The sequence below is a fragment of the Paenarthrobacter histidinolovorans genome (assembly GCF_014647595.1).
In the GTDB taxonomy this organism is placed as follows: Bacteria; Actinomycetota; Actinomycetes; order Actinomycetales; family Micrococcaceae; genus Arthrobacter; species Arthrobacter histidinolovorans.
The window spans coordinates 1-16001 of the sequence record NZ_BMPM01000003.1 but is presented as its reverse complement, the minus strand read 5'-3'; the positions used below and the strand labels follow the sequence as shown (position 1 = coordinate 16001).

Below are 16001 nucleotides of genomic sequence, written 5' to 3'. Positions count from 1 at the left end.
GCATAATGGTCAAGAACAACCACGTCCGTGTCTACAAGAGCGAAGAGAACCTGCCCCGTGAGGAGCAGCTGGCGCACAAGATCGCCGTGGTCGCCGCCGACCCCGTCGAAGTAACCCCCGAGGTCACCGACATGGTGATCAACCGGATCATCGACAACGCCTCCGTGGCCATCGCCTCGTTGAACCGGGCACCGATCGTCGCGGCCCGCGCGCAGGCCCTCACTCACGGCCCTTCCACCGGCGGCAAGGGTGCCCATGTTTTCGGTATCAGCGAGCAGGTCTCCCCCGAGTGGGCAGCGTGGGCGAACGGTGTGGCCGTCCGTGAACTCGACTACCACGACACCTTCCTGGCTGCGGACTACTCCCACCCGGGAGATAACATCCCGCCGATCCTGGCAGTGGCCCAGCACGTTGGCTCCAATGGCGCCGACCTGGTCCGTGCCATCGCCACCGGCTACGAAATCCAGGTGAACCTGGTCAAGGCCATCTGCCTGCACAAACACAAGATCGACCACGTGGCCCACCTGGGCCCCTCCGCCGCCGCCGGCATCGGCACGTTGTTGGGACTGGATGTTGAGACGATCTTCCAGTCCGTGGGCCAGGCACTCCACACCACCACGGCCACACGCCAGTCCCGCAAGGGCGAGATCTCCACCTGGAAGGCCCACGCCCCGGCCTTCGCGGGCAAAATGGCTGTGGAAGCCGTGGACCGCTCCATGCGCGGCCAGACCTCCCCCGTGCCGATCTACGAAGGCGAAGACGGCGTCATCGCCTGGATGCTCGACGGCCCGGACTCCTCCTACGAGGTTCCGTTGCCGCTGCCCGGTGAAGCCAAGCGCGCCATCCTGGACACCTACACCAAGGAACACTCCGCCGAGTACCAGGCCCAGGCGTGGATCGATCTCGCCCGCAAGCTCCACCGCGAGCACCCGGAGACCACGGACCCGGCCAACGTGGAGTCGGTGCTGATCAAGACCAGCCACCACACGCACTACGTGATCGGTTCCGGCGCGAACGATCCCCAGAAGTACTCTCCCACTGCGTCCCGCGAAACCCTGGACCATTCCATCCCGTACATCTTCACCGTCGCCCTGCAGGACGGCGCCTGGCACCACGTGGACTCCTACGCCCCCGAACGCGCCGCCCGCCCGGACACGGTGGAACTCTGGCACAAGGTCACCACCGTTGAAGACCCGGAATGGACCCGCCGCTACCACTCCCTGGACATCGCGGAGAAGGCCTTCGGCGGCACTGTTGTCATCACACTCACGGATGGGTCTGTTGTCACGGACGAGATCGCCGTGGCCGACGCCCACCCCCTCGGTGCCCGCCCGTTCGCCCGCGAGCAATACATCAACAAGTTCCGCACCCTCGCTGCCGGACTCGTGGAGGACGCCGAAATCGAAAGGTTCCTCGCCGCCGTCGAACGCGTCACCGAACTGGGCGAGGGCGAACTGGACCAACTCAACATCACCGCAGCACCCGGCGTGATCGACCTCAACAACGCACCCAAGGGACTGTTCTAAATGCTGTACTCCAAAGTCACCCCCGAACAGAAACGCCTCAAGCTGCGGGAGCTGCTGGCCTCCGGGACCGTGCAGCAATTCCCGGGAGCCTTCAACCCGCTCTCGGCCCGGCTGATCGAGGAAAAAGGCTTCGCCGGGGTCTACATCTCCGGCGCCGTCCTCGCCAACGACCTCGGCCTGCCCGACATCGGACTCACCACGCTCACCGAAGTAGCCACCCGCGCAGGGCAGATCGCCCGCATGACGGACCTGCCCTCCCTGGTGGACGCGGACACCGGCTTCGGTGAACCCATGAACGTGGCCCGCACCATCCAGGAACTCGAAAACGCCGGCCTGGCCGGCTGCCACATCGAGGACCAATTCAACCCCAAACGCTGCGGACACCTGGACGGCAAAAACGTGGTGGACACCGACACCGCCACCAAACGCATCCGCGCCGCAGCAGACGCACGCCGCGACCCGAACTTCCTCATCATGGCCCGCACCGACATCCGCGCCGTCGAGGGAATCCAGGCCGCACAAGACCGCGCCAAAGCACTGGTGGACGCCGGGGCAGACGCAATCTTCCCCGAAGCCATGGCCACCCTGGAAGAATTCCAGGCCATCCGCGACGCCGTTGACGTGCCCATCCTGGCCAACATGACCGAGTTCGGCAAAAGCGACCTCTTCACCGTTGCCCAACTCCAAACCGTCGGCGTGAATATGGTCATCTACCCCGTCACCCTCCTCCGCATTGCCATGGGCGCTGCAGAGCGTACTCTGGAATCGATTAAGGCTGCGGGGACCCAAGAAGCGCAAGTGGAAAACATGCTCACGCGTGCGCGCCTCTACGAACTCGTCGACTACGAGGCATACAACAAATTCGATACCGGCGTTTTCAACTTCCAGGTTCCTGGCGTCCGCTAGGTTCCGGATCAATCAAGGGGAAAGCAGGCACTCCGGATCTACCCGGCCCCTGCACTATGAACGAAGGAGAGCAGCATGGCCGCTGTTGACATCAAAAAGGGCCTCGCCGGCGTCGTGGTTGACTACACCGCCGTCTCGAAGGTCAACCCGGACACCAATTCCCTGCTGTACCGCGGATACCCGGTCCAGGAACTGGCCGCCAAGTGCAGCTTCGAAGAGGTCGCCTATCTGCTGTGGAACGGGGAACTGCCCAACGAGGCACAGTTGGCCGAGTTCACAGCCCGCGAGCGCGCCGGCCGCGCGCTGGACCCGGTAGTAAAGCAGGTTATCGATGCCCTGCCCACCACAGCACACCCCATGGACGTGTGCCGCACAGCCGCGTCCGTGCTCGGCGCCCGGCACGAGCTGGCCGAGGATTCATCGCCCGAGGCAAACATGAAGAAGGCCATCGACCTGTGGGCTGCCATGCCCGCGGTCGTTGCCTACGACCAGCGCCGCCGCCACGGCCAGGAACCCGTGGAACCCCGCGAGGAGCTGGACTACTCGGCAAACTTCCTCTGGATGACCTTCGGCGAAGATCCCGTGGACGAGGTAGTGGAGGCCTTCAACGTCTCGATGATTCTCTACGCAGAGCACTCCTTCAACGCCTCCACCTTTACCGCCCGCGTAGTCACCTCCACGCTCTCGGACCTGCACTCAGCCGTCACCGCAGCCATCGGTGCACTCAAGGGCCCGCTGCACGGTGGCGCCAATGAGGCCGTGATGCACACCTTCGACGAAATCGGTATCCGCAGCGAGGAATCCCTCGAAGAGGCCGCCTCCCGGGCGAAGACGTGGATGGAAGACGCCCTGGCGCAGAAGAAGAAGGTCATGGGCTTCGGTCACCGCGTCTACAAGCACGGCGACTCCCGCGTGCCCACCATGAAGGCCGCACTGGACAAGATGATCGCCCACTACGGACGACCTGAACTGCTTGGACTTTACAACGGTCTGGAGCAGGCCATGGACGAGGCCAAGGCCATCAAGCCCAACCTTGACTACCCGGCCGGACCCACGTACCACCTCATGGGCTTCGACACCCAGACGTTCACGCCCCTGTTCGTCGCCAGCCGCATCACCGGCTGGACCGCCCACATCATGGAGCAGGTGGCGTCGAACTCCCTGATCCGCCCGCTGAGCGAATACAACGGACCGGAAGAGCGGCACGTTCCGTAGGGATTTTGGCGCGAAAGACGGGAAGAACGACGTCGGGCCGGTCACCGAAAGGCGGCCGGCCCGACGTCGTTCTCTTTAGGCCTCAGGTTCCGCCCACTCCACCGTGTGGACATCAGCGACATTCTCGTTATCTGCCGCCAGGTCGACGCGCACGGCGATCCGTCGGCCGGAAATCATGGCCGGTAACCAGTGCTCGGCATCGGCCCACATCCGCTCCACTGGAAGCCGACCAACGGGGAACCAGGCCGGAGCGATCTCCTCGCTCTCGGACGGCTCGCCCTCCCAGGCGCGGGTGAGGAAGACCGTGGTGGCCATATTCCAATCGGGTCTGGCCGGAAAAACGAAATCAACGGTTCCTGCGGGAATCAGGTCCTGCGCGTGAACCACCACGTTGATTTCTTCCATGACCTCACGGCACGCAGCCTCGGACGCGGTTTCCCCCACTTCGACGTGCCCGCCAACGCCCACCACTTTGCCACGGCCAAAACCGGTCTTCTTGGTGCCGAGTAGTACGTGCTCGCCGTCCGCGCCGTCGCGGAGCAGGAAGCACAGGGTCACAGGGGCTGCAGTCATGCTGCCTACCTTAACCTGATCTCCCCAGCCGTTGCCGCCATTGCTACAGTGAGCCCATGAGCGAAGGTGGGGGTGACGCGGGCGCCAAAGCGGCCGCCGTCGAGGAAGGTGGCGGGATGCCGTCCACGGCCGGAAGCGCCGCGGACGGGGCGACTGTTGAAGGCACCGAGGCAAAAGCCGAACGGGACTCCTGGCTGCCGCGTTGGCTGGTGGCCCATCCGTTGTACGCCGGATGGGCGTGGACCCTGCTGTGGGCCGGGCTGATTGTCCTGGACGAAGTGGTGGACCTGGCTGGATGGACCTGGTACCTGCTGGTCCTGATGGCCGCGCTGCCTACGCTGATTTCCACGCTTGTGGTGCTGCATGCCACCCCACGCAGCCATCTCCGTGCAGTGGATGCAACAGTCCTCGGCCACTTCTTCGTCCGGTTCCTCGCACTCGTTGCAGCATTCATGGTGTGGGCCGCTTCGGTGGTAATGAGCGCGTCCATCTCCACCACTGTCCAGTCCGTCATCGGCGACTCGGAGAAGGAAGTCACTGCCCTCGGCTTCAACCTCATTCTGGCGGCCGTTCCCCTGGTGCTCTCGGTCCTTTGGATGGCCTTCATTGTGCGGTGTGCCTGGTTTCTCCGGCGGCTGCGCGGTTGGCGGCAAGTGCCGGTCAAGACGCGGGTTCCCAAGAAATTCCTGCGGGGTCGTCCCCGGCTGAAACGCGTGGTGGTGGGACTCGCGCATCCGGGACTGCTGCTGGTGGCAGGACTTGGAACATCCCTGTTGGCGGTCTTCGTGGACGCCGTTGAACTGACACTGAACGTTCTGGACTAGCCTGCTACCGGCGAAGTGCCTGCTCAGAGGGTTCCAGCCGGGCGTTCCAGCCGGGCGTTCTAGCCGAGCGCCCGGGGGTGGGCTGCAGCGTAAATCTCGCGAAGGGTATCGGCCGTCACCAGCGTGTACACCTGCGTGGTGGTCACCGATGCGTGGCCCAGCAGCTCCTGCACCACCCTGACATCAGCCCCACCCTCCAACAAGTGCGTGGCGAACGAGTGTCTGAGGGTGTGCGGCGAGACATCCTTGGTGATGTTCGCCCTCTCCGCAGCCGTTTTCAGAATGGTCCATGCGCTTTGCCGGCTGATCCGGCCTCCCCGGGCATTGAGGAACAGCGCCGGGGTGCCCTTGCCTTTGGAGGCCAGCAAGGGACGGCCGCGGACAACATAAGCTCCGACGGCGCGGGCACCAAATGATCCCAGCGGAACCAACCGCTCTTTGGAACCTTTGCCGAACAACCGCACGATTGCCGGTCCGGCTTCAGGGTTCTCCAACGAGACGTCGTCCACGTCCAGCCCGACGGCTTCGCTGATGCGGGCCCCGGTGGAGTATAGGAACTCAAGAAGCGCCCGGTCCCTGAGACCTGTCGCCGTATCCGAACCTGCTGCCTCCAGGATGCGAGTCACTTCGCCGACGCTGATGGCTTTCGGAAGCCGTTTCCCTGGCATGGGCGGATGGACGTCGCTGGCGGGGTCCGCCGTCGTGGTCCCTTCCAAGGCCCAAAACTTGTGGAGTCCACGGACGGCAACCACAGTCCGTGCCGCCGAGCGGACGCCCAGGACAGCGCCTCCGTCCGAACCGTCGGACAACGCCTGGACAAAGGCTGTCACGTGGTGACGGGTGATGTCTCCGGGCCGCTCCGCGCCCTGCGCTGCCAGAAACCTGGAGTATCGCGCCAGGTCACGGCGGTAGGCAGCCAAGGTGTTCGCCGCCAGACCACGCTCCACGCCTACGTGCTGCAGGTAGTCCGTGACCGCACGGTCAATCCCGTTGATGGGTCGGGTAGCGGCCTCGGTCATGCTCAGCGCTGGCTCGGGTGTGCCGGCCACGGCGCGTTGGCAGGACGCAGGTTGGTGAATCCATCGGCCTTCGCGGCTGCTGCGGCAAGGATACCCAACACAGCCGATGGGTTGTGCAGGCGCCCCTCCAGGACGGCCTTGACCGCTTCTTCAAGCGGAACCCAATGGAGTTCGATCTCGGCCTCCTCGTCCGTGCGGACGTGGCGCTCGGCTTCGGGAACGTCCCGCAACCCGCGCGCCAGGTAGATACGCACGGCCTCGCTGGAGGAGCCCGGCGAGTTGAAGAAATCGACCAGGACATTCCACGTCGCCGCCACAAGGTCAGCTTCCTCGGCAAGTTCCCTGGCAGCACCCACCACGAAATCCTCGCCCTCCACGTCCAGCAGGCCGGCCGGAATCTCCCAGAGGTCCATGCCCACGGGGTGACGGTATTGCTTCAACAGCAGGATTTCCCCGTCAACATTCATGGGGAGCACCGCTACTGCGCCTGGGTGGTCGATGTAGTCACGGACCAGGGTGTCCGTGCCCTCGCTGAGCTGGAACGAGTCACTGACCACATCCCAGATGCGTCCCTCGTAAACCTTGTTGGTAGACAAAAGACGGCGCGGGCTCGGCATGTCCGAAACCTGCCTTGATGTGCGGGGGGTTTCAGAAATACCGGGCATCGCGCCGTCCTTCGTTAGTGCTTGCTGTTTACTTGGCTGCTACCGTGCGGTCGCCGGTCTTGGTGGCAACGGAGGTGCCTTCACGACGCTCCAGGGCAGCCTTCACCAGACCTGCGAACAGCGGGTGAGGGCGCGTGGGGCGGGAGCTGAGCTCCGGGTGCGCCTGGGTTGCCACGTAGTACGGGTGCACTTCCCGGGGAAGCTCCACGTACTCCACCAGCTTGCCGTCGGGAGAGGTACCGGAGAAGACCAATCCTGCTGCCGCGATCTGGTCACGGTACTTGTTGTTGACCTCGTAGCGGTGGCGGTGACGTTCGCTGACAGTTGTGGTGCCGTAGGTCTCGGCAATGACCGAACCCTCGTCCAGCTTGGCTTCGTACAGGCCAAGGCGCATGGTGCCGCCCAGGTCTCCCTTGCCATCAACAATGTCCAGCTGCTCTTCCATCGTGGCGATGACCGGGTACTTGGAGTCGGGCTCGAACTCGCTGGAGGAAGCACCTTCAAGGCCGACCACGTTGCGGGCGTACTCGATCACCATGCACTGCAGGCCAAGGCACAGACCCAGGACCGGAAGCTTGGATTCGCGGGCGAACTTCAAAGCGCCCAACTTGCCTTCAAGGCCCCGGATGCCGAAGCCGCCGGGAACACAAATGGCGTCGACGCCGGCCAGGGACTTGGTGGCACCGGCCAGGGTCTCGCACTCGTCCGACGGTACCCAGCGGATCTTGACCTTGGCCTCGTTGGCGAACCCACCGGCGCGGAGGGCTTCTGTCACCGAGAGGTACGCGTCGGGCAGGTCGATGTACTTGCCCACCAGGGCGATCTCGATTTCATGCTTGGGGTTGTGGACAGCCTCAAGCAGCTTGTCCCACTTGCTCCAGTCGACGTCCTTGAACGGCAGGTCCAACGCACGGACGATGTACGAGTCCAGACCCTGCGAGTGCAAAGTCTTGGGGATGTCGTAAATGCTGGGGGCGTCTGCAGCGTTAACCACGGCGTCGATATCGACGTCGCACATGCGGCCGATCTTCTCGCGCATTGCTTCGGGCACTTCACGGTCCGAGCGGATCACGATGGCTTCGGGCTGGATACCGATGGAGCGAAGGGCAGCCACGGAGTGCTGCGTCGGCTTGGTCTTCAGTTCCTGGGAAGGACCGATGTACGGCACCAAAGAAACGTGCAGGAAGAAAACGTTGTTGCGTCCCACGTCCTGGCGGACCTGGCGGGCCGATTCCAGGAACGGCTGGGACTCGATGTCACCCACGGTGCCACCGATTTCGGTAATGATGACATCCGGAGCATTCTTGCCTTCGGCCGGCAGACGCATGCGTCGCTTGATTTCATCAGTGATGTGCGGGATGACCTGGACAGTGTCTCCGAGGTATTCGCCGCGACGTTCCTTGGCAATAACAGTGGAGTAGATCTGGCCCGTTGTGACGTTGGCCGACCCTTCGAGGTTTTCGTCAAGGAAGCGCTCGTAGTGTCCGATGTCGAGGTCGGTTTCGGCGCCGTCATCCGTCACGAATACTTCGCCGTGCTGGAAGGGGTTCATCGTGCCCGGATCCACATTCAAGTAGGGATCGAGCTTCTGCATAGTTACAGACAAACCGCGTGCCCGCAGCAGGTGGCCGAGGCTGGAAGCCGTCAGACCCTTACCGAGCGAGGACGCCACACCACCGGTGACGAAGATGTGTTTGGTCGTCTTGGACGAGCCCGGGAACCGGGAATTTACACGGGAATTTGATCGCTGCACCACGGAATTCGAGCTTATCATCAATTACGCCTTCCAAGCGTCCTGTTCGGATTCCCCAAATGGTCAATAGTTGCCCAGGACCGGGTTTCAATCAAGAGCCGGGCGGCCAAAAGCCGGTTGATGTGATGGTGCTCGCATTCGATTCCGCAGGGCACGGCACCGCACCGCTACGGCATCAGGCGCGCTGCGGCAGGAGCTTAGCATCATCCAGCAGTTCCTGGGCGTGGGCCTGCGCGGACTCGGAATCTTCTTGACCTGCCAGCATACGGGCCAGCTCCTTGACGCGTTCGTCGTCACTGAGCAACTGCACATCGCTGGAAGTGAAGCCCGTGGCCGTCTTGCCGTCCGAACCCCGCACCGAGGTCTTGGTTACACGGATGTGCTGGTCAGCGAAAGCCGCCACTTGCGGCAGGTGGGTAACCACCAACACTTGAACGTGGCGTGCCAACATGGCCAGCCGACGTCCGATTTCGACGGCGGCACGGCCGCCCACGCCCGCGTCCACTTCATCGAAGACGAAGGTCGGAACCGGATCCACCGCGGCCAGGACAACTTCGATGGCCAACATGACCCGGGACAGTTCACCTCCCGAGGCTCCCTTGCCAAGGGGACGGGCAGGCGCTCCTGAGTGCGGCTGCAAGAGGAAGGCGATCTCGTCGGTTCCCCACGGACCCAATGAATCAGTGCTCTCCACCTCGATCACCAGGGTTGCATCGGCCATGGCCAGTGCCTTGAGTTCGGCACTCACGCGCCCTGACAGGTCCTTGGCAGCCTTCGCGCGTGCTTTGCTGATGGCCGCGGCCTGCTTGCGGAGTGCCACCTCCGTGGCGGCCACATCCGTGGCGAGGGTTTCAATGCGGCTGGAGTCATCCTGAAGCTCATCCAGGCGGGTCCTGGCTGTGGCGGCCCACTCAAGTACCTCGTCAATGCTGGGCGCATACTTGCGGATCAGCTTGGCCAGGGCCGCACGGCGGTCCTCGATTTCGGAAAGCCGTTCAGGGCCTTCCGTATCGAGCGCCGCCTGATAGCTGGACAGCTCCGCTGCGATGTCGTTCAGAAGAAAACCCACCTCCGCCAGCCGGGTGGCAGCTGAGCGCAGCTCTTCGTCATGCTCGGCAACATGCTCCAGTGTCCGCTTCGCCGCATCCACCATGGTGGTGGCGTCTCCCGACTCACCGAATTCCTCGGCAATGAGCGACTCGTGGGCCGCTGCAGCAGCAAGCCTGAGCTCTTCGACATTGGCCAGCTTCACCGCTTCGGCTTTGAGGGTCTCGTCCTCGCCGGGCTGCGGGTCCACCTCGTCAATTTCCTTGAGGGCCGCGTCCAGCGACTCAGCCTCGCGCAAGCGTTCGCGGGCCTCCCTGCGCAAAGTCTCGAGCTCCGACTGGATTGCTTTCCAGTGGTTGTACTTCTCCTGGTACTCCCCGAGGATTTTGGCCAGGGGCGCCCCCGCAAAGCGGTCCAAAGCATGGCGCTGTGCAGTGGCACTCTTCAAGCGGATCTGGTCCGATTGTCCGTGGACAACCACCAGGCTCTCCCCCAGCTCAGCCAGCACCCCTACCGGTGCCGCGCGCCCGCCAACGTAGGCCCGGCTGCGCCCATCCGCACCCACAGTGCGGGCCAGCAGGAGTTCAGCCACGCCGTCGAACTCTTCTGCGTCTCCACCGGCCTCCTTGGCCCGCTGTACAGCGCTGTGCGCGGGATCAAGCTTCAACACGGCCTCAGCGGAAGCGGACTTGGCGCCGCTCCGGACGGCACCGGCATCTGATCGGGCACCGAGAAGAAGCCCGACGGCGGTCACCACCATGGTCTTGCCGGCACCGGTCTCGCCCGTGACGACGCTGAGGCCGGGCCCCAGCGGCAGTGCTGCGTCGGTGATGACGCCCAGGTCACGGATTCGGAGTTCTTCAAGCATGGTTCACTTCGCATTCGTGGGGTCGGAAGGTTCACCGTCCTGGGGACTTTCAACATCCCGCGGACTGGGCAAGGGAGCCGGAGACAAGGTCCGGATCACCGGGATGGGACCTGTGTGGACTTCGCCGCTCCGGGGGGCCGGACCACGCCAGCCATGGATGGGAAGCTCGAATTTGCGGACGAGTCTGGCCGAGAACGGCGTCTTGTGGGTGCGGGCAAGCCGCACGGGGGTGGCTGACCGGGTTACTTCCACACGGGCGCCAGGCGGCAGATCGACTGAGCGCCGCCCATCGCACCAGAGAACACCCAGCGCATCTGTCCGGTTCATGATTTCAACCGCCAGTTTGGAGCGTGGAGACACCACCAGGGGCTTGGCGAACAGTGCATGGGCGCTGATGGGGACAATCACGAGTGCTTCAACTTCGGGCCACACCACAGGTCCGCCCGACGAGAAAGCGTAGGCCGTGGAACCGGTGGGGGTAGCCATCACCACGCCGTCGCAGCCGAAGGAGGTCAAGGGACGCTCGTCCACTTCCGTCACGACCTCCAGCATCCGCTCCCGGTTGGCTTTCTCGATCGCCGCCTCGTTCAAAGCCCACGTGTGCCAGATCTTCTGGCCCTTGATCCACACCTGGACATCGATGGTCATGCGTTCTTCCACCGTGTATTGGCGGCTCGCGATCCACTCCACCGTCTGGGCGAGGTCAGCACGTTCGCTTTCGGCCAGGAAGCCCACATGCCCAAGGTTCACCCCAAGCAGCGGGACATCGACCTCGCGGACCAGCTCAGCGGCGCGCAGGATGGTACCGTCGCCGCCCAGGACCATGACCAGTTCCACGTCCTCCAAGCTGACGTGGTCGTTCAAGATCTCAATCGGGGTGTCCAGGGCACCGAAAAACCGCTCAATATCTGCAAGTTCGGACTTCTGCAGCACAGGAACCAAACCTGACGAGTGCAATTGCGTACAGGCATCCCATGCAGCGCGGAGCGATTCCTCCCGCCCAGTGTGGGCAAGGACAAGTACACGCCTGCTCATCGGGTTCTGCTTTCTAGTGGTTTGGCCAGAGGTTCTTCAACAACGCAGCAACGTGCTCGTCCCGCTCTTCGATCTTAGGCAACGCAGCGGACATCCGCCGCGTCATCCACAGGAAGTATTCAACATTTCCGTCCTGGCCCGGCAAGGGACTGGCCGCAAGGCCCCGAAGATCCAACCCCGAATCAACCGCAGCGCGGGCAACCTGGGTAACTGCCCGGCGTCGTTCATTCTCGGAAGAAACAACTCCGGTCCGGCTCAGCCGCTCCTTGCCAACCTCGAACTGGGGTTTGACCATCAGGACCAGGTCCCCACCGGGATCGGTGCAATACGCCAACGGTGCCACCACAAGTGTCAGCGAGATGAAGGACAGGTCCGCAACCGTCAGCGCGGCCGTGCCGCCGATCTGCTCCGGCGTCATATACCGGACATTGAGGCCCTCATGGACGTCCACGCGCGGATCGTCCCGAAGGTGCGGCACCAACTGTCCGTGCCCGACATCGACCGCCACCACCCGGGCGGCGCCTTGCCGGAGCAGCACATCGGTAAAACCACCGGTGGAGGCACCGGCGTCGAGGCACCGCTTCCCTGCCACCGCGACGGCGGGAAACGCCTCCAGCGCACCAGCCAGTTTGTGGCCGGCCCGGCTTGCGTAGATGTCTTCGAGATGGGCTTCGACGGAAAGCTCAGTCTCAGTGTCGACCTGCAGGGCAGCCTTGGCGAGCACATTGCCTGCTGAACTAACCTTGCCGTCACTGATGAGTTTGGCCGCATGGGTACGGGACCTCGCCAGCCCGCGGGTGACGAGTTCCTGATCGAGTCTTGCCATGCGTTAGCTGTCGCCTTCCGGAGTGATGGGCCTTGGCGCTGCCGGGAGACCCGGTTCCGCGTCCAAAGCCGCCAAGAGGGAGTCATGAATGCCGGCGTACAGTTCACCGTGCTCTGCTACGGGTGCTTCCCGGACACCCTCCAGCCGGCCGAGGGCCCTGTCGACAAGGGCGTCCACGGTAGCCTCGGGGTGGTCAGGCCACTGGACGGCAAGGGGCCCGGAGTCGGGCGTCCCCTGCCCGGGGAGTTGGGACTTTTGGCTCTCATCTGTCTCGGACAGGGGCGTCCCGGGCACCGGGGAGCTGTTGGGCACGGTCATCGCACCAGTCTAGTGAGTTCGCCATTCCAACTGCGGCGCCTGCGCTGCCGGGGCGTCCGGGACAGCGGCCCACCATGCCGCGCACGCGGCGCGCCATGCGTCGAGGTCGCCCGCGTCACCAGTCACCGTCACCGTGCCGCTTTCGGCAACCGCCGAGGCCGCCCCGCAACGGAACGAGCCGCCGTCGTCGTTAATCGCGGGATACGGAGCGTAAAGGTCCTCAAGGTTCGCCAGCAGATAGTCGGGACGCTCGTCGGTCCTCGCAGCCAGGATGGTGTGGGTAGTGTCAACACCGGTGAGGACGGCCGCCGTCGCAAATCCTGCACGGTTCCCGCCCAGGATGTCTGTATCCAAGCGGTCGCCCACCACCAGCGGCCGGTCCGCTTTGAGCCGCTTGGCTGCCGCATGGAACAACGGCGCTTCCGGTTTGCCGGCCACCAAGGGAGACTTCCCCGTGGCGGCAGCGACGGCGGCAACGAGGGTTCCGTTGCCGGGCGCCATGCCGCGTGCCTGCGGGATGGACATGTCCGTGTTGGTGGCGAACCACATGGCCCCTCCGGCCACCACGTACGATGCCTCGGCCAGGTCCTTCCAACCGATGTCCGGGTTGAACCCCTGGACGACGGCTACTGGGGCCTCCGCGGCACTGTGCACCGGTTTGAGGCCCACCAATTCGATCTCATGGGCCAACGCCGCACTGCCGGTGATGAGGACGTGCGCCCCCGCAGGCAGCATGGAAGCAAGGAGCTCCCCTGCTGCCTGCGAGGAACTGACTACCTGATGGTCCTCGGCCGGCGCACCGAGCTCGCGCAAGTGCGCGGCAACCTGGGATGGGGTCCTGGATGCGTTGTTGGTGACGTAACCCAGGCCAACGCCTACGGACTGCAACCGCTGCAGGGCTTCGATGGCACCCGGAATAGCGTGCGGTCCAGCGTAGACCACGCCATCCAGGTCCGACAGGACAGCATCAAACCTTGAGATCAGTGAATCAGCCATGCTGGGAGTCGGTACCCTCGTTGTCTGCTTCCTTGTGCTCTTCTTCGTCCTCGACCGAGTCAACGTCCGACTCGGCGTCATCCGACTCGAAGTAGTCAGATTCAACGTCATCGAGTTCAACGTCATCGTGCTCAACGTCTGCCGCTGCGGCTTCCACGATGACCGTCTCGGTTTCTGCCGTCGCGCCTTCTGCCGTTACGACGTCGGCCTCCGGGGCCGGCGTCTTGAAGCGCGGCCTGCGTGCGGCTTCTTCTTCCTGCTCATCCCAGCCGAGATCGAGAATCTCAGGCTCAGCGAAATCGCCCACACCCAAAGCATTTTCGGCCACGAGGGCCTGACGTGCCCACTTGTCAGCTTCCTCGGTGCGGCCCACAGCGCTCAATGCCTCGGCGTACGCGCGGAAGAGGCGGGGGCTGTAGGAGAACGCCCGGTTGATGTCCAACTGCGGGATCTCAAGCTCGCTGACAGCAGCATCCAATTGCTTCAGGTCCGTGCGTGCACCGGAGGCCACAATAGCCAGTTCCACCTTGCCCGGGGCGTCAAGATCCTGGGCTTCGGGGGAACGGACCATGTCCAAGGCGCGATCCGGGCGGCCAAGGCCACGTTCGCAGTCAGCCATCACCGGCAGATGCACGTTGGATCCGCTGATGCGACGGTAGGTACGGAATTCCCGCAGTGCCTCGCCATAGTGGCCGGCAGCGTAGGCAGTCAGGCCCACGGCTTCACGAACAGCCGAGAGACGGCCACCGCGGCGGCTTGCAGCCAGGGCGTGCTGGAAAGCCAACTCCGGCTCAATGTCAATCAGGCGGCCGGCCATGACCAGGTGCTTCGCGACCCAGCCTGCGCTCTGCTCTTCGAGTGTCTTGATCTGGTGTCCTGTGGCGCGATCCAGTTCTTTGCCCGTGACGTCATCGTCGATCTCGGGGGAACGTTCGCGGTCAGGTCGGTTGGCGCTGCGGATGTCCTTGGCGTTGGGCACCCGGGCAGGACGCTCTTCCCAGGAATTGCCGCGGTCGCTGCCGAAGGACCGACGCTCACCATCACGGGCCGGACGGTCACCGAACGGCTTACGATCACGGTCACCGCGGGCGGGGCGATCGCCACGGTCACCGAACGGCTTGCGATCACGATCGCCACCGAAAGAACGACCCTCGCCATCACGGGCCGGACGGTCACCGAACGGCTTGCGATCTCCACGATCGTTGTTGAAGGGGCGGCGGTCATCGCCATCACGACGAGGACCATCGAAGTTCCGCGGGCCACGCTCTGGGCGGTCACCGAACGGCTTACGATCACGGTCACCACCGAAGGAACGACGCTCGCCATCACGAGCCGGACGGTCACCGAACGGCTTACGATCACGGTCACCACCGAAGGAACGACGCTCACCATCACGAGCCGGACGATCACCGAACGGCTTACGATCTCCACGATCGTTGTTGAACGGACGACGCTCACCATCACGAGCCGGACGATCACCGAACGGCTTACGGTCACCACGATCGTTGTTGAACGGACGACGCTCACCATCACGAGCCGGACGATCACCGAACGGCTTACGATCTCCACGATCGTTGTTGAACGGACGACGCTCACCATCACGAGCCGGACGATCACCGAACGGCTTACGATCTCCACGATCGTTGTTGAACGGACGACGCTCGCCATCACGAGCCGGACGATCGTTGTTGTCCCGGTTTTCCCTGGAACGGAATCCGCGAGGATCTCCGCCGGAGTTATTGTTAGGGCGGTACGAACCGCGTTCGTCCCGGTTCCCGCCGAAGTTTCCGCGATTGCCGCCGCGATTGCCGCCGTTGTGCTCAGCCATGGTGGATTCCTCCTGTTGCGAGCCGACCACTGGCGCGTGCGTAGTCGCTCATAACCCTTATTTCGTTGTCACGCCGCCGGAGACCCGAAGCTCCCGACTCGTATATCTCATTCAATTCTATTCGACCCCGCCATCACTCCCGAACGTGGAACCCCTATTTGGGACACCCGTGGCAAGTCTCACAAGCACGAAGGCTCGTGAGCGCGGTTGGGCGCTGGCCTGTCCGGCTTCTGGGTTGGGTGTTAGTGGTGTTGGTTTGTTAAATGGCAAGAGCCCCGACCCTTTTGGGGGGTTGGGGCTCTTGGCTAATGGTTGTCCGGCGGTGTCCTACTCTCCCACACCCTCCCGGGTGCAGTACCATCGGCGCTGTGGGTCTTAGCTTCCGGGTTCGGAATGGGACCGGGCGTTTCCCCCACGCTATGACCGCCGTAACTCTGTTACCCGTCCCGGGTGGTTCCCAGTGGTGTGCTGGGGGGTTTCCGGGTGGGAAGTTTTGGGTTACAACTGTGGTGCTTGGTTGTTATGTAGTTATGTGTTGGTTCCTGGGAACAATGGTTGTTGTTCGGGAACCACATAGTGGACGCGTGCAGTGTTTTGTGTGT

The 16001-nt window shown here is 63.6% G+C and carries 15 protein-coding genes and 1 rRNA gene; 5 read left to right on the top strand and 11 right to left on the bottom strand.

The features are described from left to right. Positions 1–5: 5 nt before the first annotated feature. The 3 genes from IEY62_RS08105 (at position 6) to IEY62_RS08095 (ending at position 3647) form a co-directional block, all read left to right on the top strand. Positions 6–1526, top strand: a complete 1521-nt coding sequence (locus IEY62_RS08105; protein WP_189015821.1) for an MmgE/PrpD family protein — start codon at positions 6–8, stop codon at positions 1524–1526. Further along, on the top strand, positions 1527–2432 hold the full coding sequence (gene prpB, locus IEY62_RS08100; protein WP_189015818.1) for a methylisocitrate lyase: 906 nt from the start codon (positions 1527–1529) through the stop codon (positions 2430–2432). 75 nt (positions 2433–2507) lie between these two features. Beyond that, positions 2508–3647 (top strand): bifunctional 2-methylcitrate synthase/citrate synthase, encoded by a 1140-nt coding sequence (locus IEY62_RS08095; protein ID WP_189015814.1) that lies wholly within the window; start codon positions 2508–2510, stop codon positions 3645–3647. A 75-nt stretch (positions 3648–3722) separates the two neighbouring features. On the opposite strand, the gene IEY62_RS08090 is transcribed toward IEY62_RS08095, so the two are convergent. Next, entirely contained in the window at positions 3723–4220 is a 498-nt protein-coding gene (locus tag IEY62_RS08090) for an 8-oxo-dGTP diphosphatase (RefSeq protein ID WP_189015810.1), read from the bottom strand. A 56-nt stretch (positions 4221–4276) separates the two neighbouring features. Here IEY62_RS08090 and IEY62_RS08085 point away from each other — a divergent pair, with 56 nt between their 5' ends. After that, complete coding sequence (locus IEY62_RS08085; protein WP_189015808.1) at positions 4277–5044, top strand: hypothetical protein; 768 nt, start codon at positions 4277–4279, stop codon at positions 5042–5044. 59 nt (positions 5045–5103) lie between these two features. Here the strand turns inward: IEY62_RS08085 and xerD are convergent, their stop codons facing one another. The 9 genes from xerD to IEY62_RS21655 all read right to left on the bottom strand — a co-directional run bounded on the left by xerD (position 5104) and on the right by IEY62_RS21655 (position 14388). Next, a complete protein-coding gene (xerD, locus tag IEY62_RS08080) occupies positions 5104–6063 on the bottom strand; it encodes a site-specific tyrosine recombinase XerD (RefSeq protein WP_189017204.1) in 960 nt (319 codons plus the stop codon). A gap of 2 nt (positions 6064–6065) precedes the next feature. Next, entirely contained in the window at positions 6066–6728 is a 663-nt protein-coding gene (locus IEY62_RS08075) for an NUDIX domain-containing protein (protein ID WP_189015805.1), read from the bottom strand. Between the two features lie 28 nt (positions 6729–6756). Continuing rightward, positions 6757–8502, bottom strand: coding sequence for a CTP synthase (locus IEY62_RS08070; protein ID WP_189015803.1), 1746 nt, complete (start codon positions 8500–8502; stop codon positions 6757–6759). Positions 8503–8656: 154 nt separating this feature from the next. After that, positions 8657–10396: a DNA repair protein RecN gene (gene recN / locus IEY62_RS08065; RefSeq protein WP_189015801.1), complete on the bottom strand. Its 1740-nt coding sequence runs from the start codon at positions 10394–10396 to the stop codon at positions 8657–8659. 3 nt (positions 10397–10399) lie between these two features. Next, positions 10400–11431 carry an NAD kinase gene (locus tag IEY62_RS08060; RefSeq protein WP_189015798.1) on the bottom strand — a complete coding sequence of 344 codons (1032 nt, stop codon included), beginning with the start codon at positions 11429–11431 and terminating at the stop codon, positions 10400–10402. Positions 11432–11444: 13 nt separating this feature from the next. Next, positions 11445–12257: a TlyA family RNA methyltransferase gene (locus IEY62_RS08055; RefSeq protein WP_189015796.1), complete on the bottom strand. Its 813-nt coding sequence runs from the start codon at positions 12255–12257 to the stop codon at positions 11445–11447. A gap of 3 nt (positions 12258–12260) precedes the next feature. Next, on the bottom strand, positions 12261–12575 hold the full coding sequence (locus IEY62_RS08050) for a hypothetical protein (protein WP_189015794.1): 315 nt from the start codon (positions 12573–12575) through the stop codon (positions 12261–12263). Positions 12576–12584: 9 nt separating this feature from the next. Further along, entirely contained in the window at positions 12585–13571 is a 987-nt protein-coding gene (locus IEY62_RS08045) for an HAD-IIA family hydrolase (RefSeq protein ID WP_189015792.1), read from the bottom strand. Beyond that, on the bottom strand, positions 13564–14388 hold the full coding sequence (locus IEY62_RS21655; RefSeq protein WP_229785146.1) for a tetratricopeptide repeat protein: 825 nt from the start codon (positions 14386–14388) through the stop codon (positions 13564–13566). Before IEY62_RS21655 ends, IEY62_RS08045 begins: the two co-directional genes overlap by 8 nt. A 6-nt stretch (positions 14389–14394) precedes the next feature. Between IEY62_RS21655 and IEY62_RS21650 the strand changes: the two genes are divergently transcribed. Continuing rightward, complete coding sequence (locus IEY62_RS21650; RefSeq protein ID WP_229785145.1) at positions 14395–15453, top strand: hypothetical protein; 1059 nt, start codon at positions 14395–14397, stop codon at positions 15451–15453. Positions 15454–15713: 260 nt separating this feature from the next. On the opposite strand, the gene rrf is transcribed toward IEY62_RS21650, so the two are convergent. After that, positions 15714–15830, bottom strand: a 5S ribosomal RNA gene (gene rrf, locus IEY62_RS08035). Positions 15831–16001: the final 171 nt, after the last annotated feature.

Bases quoted from the DNA above. Each gene is read 5' to 3' on its own strand.
- IEY62_RS08105 (WP_189015821.1), top strand. From the start codon at position 6: ATGGTCAAGAACAACCACGTCCGTGTCTACAAGAGCGAAGAGAACCTG.
- prpB (WP_189015818.1), top strand. From the start codon at position 1,527: ATGCTGTACTCCAAAGTCACCCCCGAACAGAAACGCCTCAAGCTGCGG.
- IEY62_RS08095 (WP_189015814.1), top strand. From the start codon at position 2,508: ATGGCCGCTGTTGACATCAAAAAGGGCCTCGCCGGCGTCGTGGTTGAC.
- IEY62_RS08090 (WP_189015810.1), bottom strand. From the start codon at position 4,220: ATGACTGCAGCCCCTGTGACCCTGTGCTTCCTGCTCCGCGACGGCGCG.
- IEY62_RS08085 (WP_189015808.1), top strand. From the start codon at position 4,277: ATGAGCGAAGGTGGGGGTGACGCGGGCGCCAAAGCGGCCGCCGTCGAG.
- xerD (WP_189017204.1), bottom strand. From the start codon at position 6,063: ATGACCGAGGCCGCTACCCGACCCATCAACGGGATTGACCGTGCGGTC.
- IEY62_RS08075 (WP_189015805.1), bottom strand. From the start codon at position 6,728: ATGCCCGGTATTTCTGAAACCCCCCGCACATCAAGGCAGGTTTCGGAC.
- IEY62_RS08070 (WP_189015803.1), bottom strand. From the start codon at position 8,502: ATGATAAGCTCGAATTCCGTGGTGCAGCGATCAAATTCCCGTGTAAAT.
- recN (WP_189015801.1), bottom strand. From the start codon at position 10,396: ATGCTTGAAGAACTCCGAATCCGTGACCTGGGCGTCATCACCGACGCA.
- IEY62_RS08060 (WP_189015798.1), bottom strand. From the start codon at position 11,431: ATGAGCAGGCGTGTACTTGTCCTTGCCCACACTGGGCGGGAGGAATCG.
- IEY62_RS08055 (WP_189015796.1), bottom strand. From the start codon at position 12,257: ATGGCAAGACTCGATCAGGAACTCGTCACCCGCGGGCTGGCGAGGTCC.
- IEY62_RS08050 (WP_189015794.1), bottom strand. From the start codon at position 12,575: ATGACCGTGCCCAACAGCTCCCCGGTGCCCGGGACGCCCCTGTCCGAG.
- IEY62_RS08045 (WP_189015792.1), bottom strand. From the start codon at position 13,571: ATGGCTGATTCACTGATCTCAAGGTTTGATGCTGTCCTGTCGGACCTG.
- IEY62_RS21655 (WP_229785146.1), bottom strand. From the start codon at position 14,388: ATGGCCGGCCGCCTGATTGACATTGAGCCGGAGTTGGCTTTCCAGCAC.